This window comes from Propioniciclava sp., assembly GCF_029977985.1.
Lineage (GTDB): Bacteria > Actinomycetota > Actinomycetes > Propionibacteriales > Propionibacteriaceae > Propioniciclava.
The window spans coordinates 1-3,754 of record NZ_JARKOT010000287.1 but is presented as its reverse complement, the minus strand read 5'-3'; the positions used below and the strand labels follow the sequence as shown (position 1 = coordinate 3,754).

Annotated in this window: 3 protein-coding genes and 1 pseudogene; all 4 read right to left on the bottom strand. The window is 72.3% G+C overall.

Annotation, left to right across the window (positions count from 1 at the left end):
• On the bottom strand, nucleotides 1-429 hold a 429-nt coding region (locus Q1K57_RS15265), incomplete at its 3' end, for a DUF2993 domain-containing protein (protein ID WP_300084191.1).
• Nucleotides 430-431: 2 nt separating this feature from the next.
• Entirely contained in the window at nucleotides 432-1,163 is a 732-nt protein-coding gene (gene dapB, locus Q1K57_RS15260) for a 4-hydroxy-tetrahydrodipicolinate reductase (RefSeq protein WP_300084189.1), read from the bottom strand.
• A gap of 169 nt (nucleotides 1,164-1,332) precedes the next feature.
• Nucleotides 1,333-2,268 carry a hypothetical protein gene (locus tag Q1K57_RS15255; protein ID WP_300084187.1) on the bottom strand — a complete coding sequence of 312 codons (936 nt, stop codon included), beginning with the start codon at nucleotides 2,266-2,268 and terminating at the stop codon, nucleotides 1,333-1,335.
• A gap of 397 nt (nucleotides 2,269-2,665) precedes the next feature.
• A pseudogene (locus Q1K57_RS15250) lies at nucleotides 2,666-3,622 on the bottom strand (S1 RNA-binding domain-containing protein); the annotation flags it as partial.
• Nucleotides 3,623-3,754 lie beyond the last annotated feature (132 nt).

The following is a 3,754-nucleotide window of genomic DNA, read 5'->3' as shown; positions in this document are numbered from 1 at the left end:
GCTGCCGCTCGCCGAGATGCGCTGGTCGGCTGCGTAGGTGATGGGGGTGCCGGCCAGCCGGGACACTTCCTCGTAGGTGAGCCTCCCCGTGCCGACGAGCGTGGCCGCGCGAAGGGCGTCCGCGGCGGGTCGGACGTCGGTGAGCGTGGCGTCGACCGTGTGCAGGGACACCTCGCCGACCTCGAGGTCGAGGGGCATCGCGTCGGCGGTCACGCGCACGCTCGGGAACCGGTTCGTCAAGAGGTGCCAGGCGATGGGCGTCCCGCCGATGCTGACGTGAGGGTTCTCGAGCGGCACCGACGTGGCCAGGCTCGCCGCCGTCTGCTGCTCGGCCCGCGCGCGCAGTTCGCCGTCGAACAGGAACGCCGCGCCGACCGCAGCCCCGGCGAGGAGAAGCAGGACGCCGAGGATCCAACCGAGCACGCGCATGGTCAGCCGATCCCGAGGAGTTTCTCGATGCCCACGGTGAGCCCGGGGAGACGCGGGACGGCGCGCACGGCCGCCAGCACGCCGGGCATGTACGACGCCCGCGTATAGCTGTTGTGCGTGATCGTGAGCCCCTCGCCCTCGTTGCCGAAGATCACCTGCTGGTTAGCGAAGAGCCCGCGCAGCCGGACGCCGTGCACGTGGATGCCGTCGATGACCGCCCCACGGGCGCCCTCGTCCTGCGTCGTGGCGTCGGGCACCGGGCCCAGCCCGGCCTCGGCGCGGGCGGCGGCGATCTCGCGCGCCGTGGTGGCTGCCGTCCCCGATGGCGCGTCGACCTTGTTCGGGTGGTGCAGCTCGATGACCTCGACGGACTCGTAGTGGCGCGCAGCCTGCCGCGCCCAGTGCATCATCAGCAGCGCGCCGATGGAGTAGTTGGCGGCCACGATCACATTGGCCCCCGAACCGGCGAACAACTGCCGCACGTGCTCAAGCCGCTCGGGCGTGAACCCCGTTGTGCCCACCACCGCGTGGGCGCCGTGCTCGGCGCACCAGGCGAGGTTGTCCAGCACCACGTCGGGCACTGTGAAGTCGACCACGACATCGGCCGCCGCTGCGGGCGTCCGGTCCTCCCCCGCATCGACCGCCGCGACCAACTCGAGGTCGGACGCCTCCTCGACCGCGCGGCACACCTCGGCGCCCATGCGGCCCTTCGCTCCGAACACCGCCACCTTCATGGGCCCCATCCTAGGGTTCGCCGTGAGCGGCGGTTCTCCCGCTGGCGCCCCCCCCCGCGCGCAGGGCCACCTCCCGCGCGCACGGCCACCTCCCGCGCGCAGGGCCACTTCCCGCGCGTTGCAACGGTAGGTAAGTGGGTCCCCGCGAGGAAGGTGGACGCCGCCGCGGTCAGTTCCGCTTCGCCCGCAGCCGCTGGCCGATGGCGAAGGCCGCACGGAGCTTCGCCGCCAGAGCAGCCGGCCGGTCGAGGTCGGCCCAGTCCCACCGGACCACCCACCACAGCTGCTCGTGCAGCCGTTGCTCGCGGCGCTTCTCGGCCATGAGCACCTGCTGCGGCGTCAGCCCCTCCGGCACGAGCGGACCGTACTTCACGGCCCCGTCGAACTCTCCGAGCGTGTTGAACTCCTCCCACGCGAAGTCGACCCGGGCGAGGACGCGACCGGAGGCGTCCCGGATCTCACGCTGGAGTTCGGGCGCGGGGATGCCGGCGAGGTCGAAGACGCCCCGCGAGCGCCCCTCGCCCACCGACTCGGAGCGGGGGTCGCCGAGCGCCCACGCCCGGCGCGCCCGTCGAATCCCCGGGGCGTGGTGCGCCCGCTCGAGGGCCGCGGCCACGCTGGCGGCGTCCACCCCTTGTTTGAGGGCCGTGTCGGCGGCCACGATGCCCCAGTCGAGCGGTCTGGTCCGTCCGAGGTCGACCACGGTCCGGGCCAACGAGGTGGCGCGGCGGCCGTCCACCTCGATCACGTCCTCGGGCGCCAGACGGGCCTGCGAGGCCACGAACACCTGGGAAGCGTTGCCGGTCGAGCGTGCCCGCGTGCCCCAAACGCGCGCGAGCAACGCCGTCTCCACCGGGATGCCGTGCAGGACGGCGGCCGACGCGTGGCTCACCACGGTGTCGGGCGCGAGCAGGGACGCCGTCGCCTCGATCAGCAGCCGGTGGCGCGCGGCGGCATCGGTGGGCGCGGCTTCACCGGGTTCGAGCAGCAGGTAGTGCCCCCGGCGCACCGGCACCAGCCGCTTCTCCCTCACCCAGCGCCGGACGCCCGCCGGCCCCAACGCGTGGAGGGAGCTGAGTTCGGCGGGGGTGACGAGGCGGGCCATGCGTCGATCCGACCACCCCGCGCGGCCGCGCAGAAGGGGTCCGGTGTTGGCACGGTGTTGGCGGTTTCCGCGCCGGTCACTTCCCGCACGCCCGGCCACCTCCCGCGTCCGTCGCCACTTCCCGCACGCCCGGCCACTTCCCGAGCGTTGCAACGGAAGGTGAGTGGGTCTCCGCCAGGTCAGTGGGGCCCGGCGAGGTGAGTGGGTCTCCGCCAGGTCAGTGGGTCTCCGCCAGGTCAGTGGGTCTCCGCCAGGTCAGTGGGTCTCCGCCAGGTCAGTGGGTCTCCGCCAGGTCAGTGGGTCTCCGCCAGGTCAGTGGGTCCCGGCGAGGTCATTGGGACTCCACACAGCACGAGGCCCCGGACGCCGCAGCGTCCGGGGCCTCGCAGGGCCGGGATCAGGCCTCGGCCGGAGCCTCGGCGTCCTTCGCCTCGACCACCGGGATCAGCGACAGCTTGCCGCGGTCGTCGATCTCGGAGATCTCCACCTGGAGCTTCTGGCCGACGGACACGACGTCCTCGACGTTCTCGACGCGCTGGCCGTTGTTGAGCTCGCGGAGCTTGCTGATGTGCAGCAGGCCGTCCTTGCCGGGCAGCAGGGACACGAACGCGCCGAACGGCATGGTCTTGACGACCGTGCCCAGGTAGCGCTCGCCCTTCTCGGGCATCGTCGGGTTGGCGATCGCGTTGACCGCCGACCGGGCCGCCTCGGCCGCCTCACCGTTGGTGGCACCGATGTAGATGGTGCCGTCCTCCTCGATGGAGATGTTGGCCCCGGTGTCGTCCTGGATCTGGTTGATGACCTTGCCCTTGGGCCCGATCACCTCGCCGATCTTGTCGACCGGGATCTTCACCGTGATGATGCGCGGCGCGAACAGGCTCATCTCGTCGGGGCCGTCGATGGCCTCGTTCATCACGTCGAGCAGCGTGTGACGCGCCTCGCGGGCCTGCAGCAGGGCGGCACCGAGCACGTCGGCGGGGATGCCGTCGAGCTTGGTGTCGAGCTGCAGGGCGGTGACGAACTCGCGCGTGCCGGCGACCTTGAAGTCCATGTCGCCGAGCGCGTCCTCCGCGCCGAGGATGTCGGTGAGCGCGACGTAGCGCATCTCACCGTCGATCTCCTCGCTCATGAGGCCCATCGCGATGCCCGCGACCGGCGCCTTGAGCGGCACGCCGGCGTTGAGCAGCGACAGGGTGGAGGCGCACACCGAACCCATCGAGGTCGAGCCGTTCGAACCGAGCGCCTCGGACACCTGGCGGATCGCGTACGGGAACTCCTCGCGCGACGGCAGCACCGGCACGAGCGCCCGCTCGGCGCGCGCGCCGTGGCCGCTCTCGCGGCGCTTCGGCGAACCGCGTCTCGCCGTTCACCGTGTCCGAGACCAGGCCCATCGCGATGCCCGCGACCGAGGCGCGCAGCGGGACGCCGGCGTTCAGCAGGGACAGCGTGGAGGCGCAGACCGAGCCCATCGACGTCGAGCCGTTGG

Coding starts and splice junctions, on each gene's coding strand:
- dapB (WP_300084189.1), bottom strand. CDS start 1,163: ATGAAGGTGGCGGTGTTCGGAGCGAAGGGCCGCATGGGCGCCGAGGTG.
- Q1K57_RS15255 (WP_300084187.1), bottom strand. CDS start 2,268: ATGGCCCGCCTCGTCACCCCCGCCGAACTCAGCTCCCTCCACGCGTTG.